The sequence below is a fragment of the Burkholderia sp. genome (genome assembly GCF_018375725.1).
GTDB lineage: Bacteria > Pseudomonadota > Gammaproteobacteria > Burkholderiales > Burkholderiaceae > Burkholderia.
The window spans coordinates 1-1,026 of record NZ_JAHACR010000553.1 but is presented as its reverse complement, the minus strand read 5'-3'; the positions used below and the strand labels follow the sequence as shown (position 1 = coordinate 1,026).

Sequence of the window (1,026 nt, the reverse complement as noted above, 5' to 3'; positions counted from 1 at the left end):
CGACCTGGTCGATGCCGGCGCTCTGCTCCTCGGACGCCGCGGCGATCTCGCCCATGATGTCGGTCACGCGCTGAACGGCGCCGATCACCTCGGTCATCGTGCGCCCCGCCTCGTCCACCAGCGTCGAGCCGGAACGGATGCGCTCGACCGACGTGTCTATCAGCTCCTTGATTTCCTTCGCCGCCGCCGATGAGCGCTGCGCGAGGCTGCGTACCTCGCCCGCGACGACCGCGAAGCCGCGGCCGTCCTCGCCCGCGCGCGCCGCCTCGACCGCCGCATTGAGCGCGAGGATGTTGGTCTGGAAGGCAATCCCTTCGATGATCGCGATGATGTCCGCGATCTTCGCGGAGCTCTGGTTGATCTCGCCCATCGTGCCGACGACTTCGCCGACGACCGTGTTGCCCTTGTTCGCGATCTCCGACGCGTTCGCGGCGAGCGCACTCGCCTGGCGTGCGTTGTCCGCGTTCTGTTTCACAGTGCCGGTCAGCTGCTCCATGCTCGACGCGGTCTCTTCCAGCGCCGCCGCCTGCTCCTCGGTGCGCGACGACAGATCGATGTTGCCCGCCGCGATCTGCCGGGCGGCGGTCGCGATCGATTCGCTGCCACAGCGCACCGTGCTCACGGTCTCGACGAGGCCGCGCTGCATCTTCGCGAGGCCCTGCAGCAAATGCCCCATCTCGTCGCGACGCTCGACGACGATCCTGCGACGCAGGTCGCCCGCCGCCATCGCATCGAAATGCGCGAGCGCCGTCTCAAGCGGGCGGCCGATCGCACGGCTCAGCGCGATATAGGACAGCAGCGCGGCGATCAGGCCGACGGCAAGCGCGGCAATCGCCACGATGCGCAGCGTCGCGTACACCGACTGCGCATGGTCGAAACTCTCCTGTCCTGCCGTGAACTGGAAATGGCGCAGCGCTTCGCCCGACACGGTGAGATCGTTGTAGAGCACCACCAGCCGCTTGACGCCGTCGATCATCTTGTCGTGGTCGCTCGCGGCGATCGCCGTCGCGTCGCTGTTCGCCGATG

General features: G+C 67.8%; 1 protein-coding gene. It reads right to left on the bottom strand.

Translation table 11 applies throughout. The features are described 5' to 3' along the window. Nucleotides 1-1,026 (bottom strand): methyl-accepting chemotaxis protein (locus KH616_RS25345; RefSeq protein WP_292255350.1); only part of this gene is annotated, 1,026 nt, incomplete at both ends.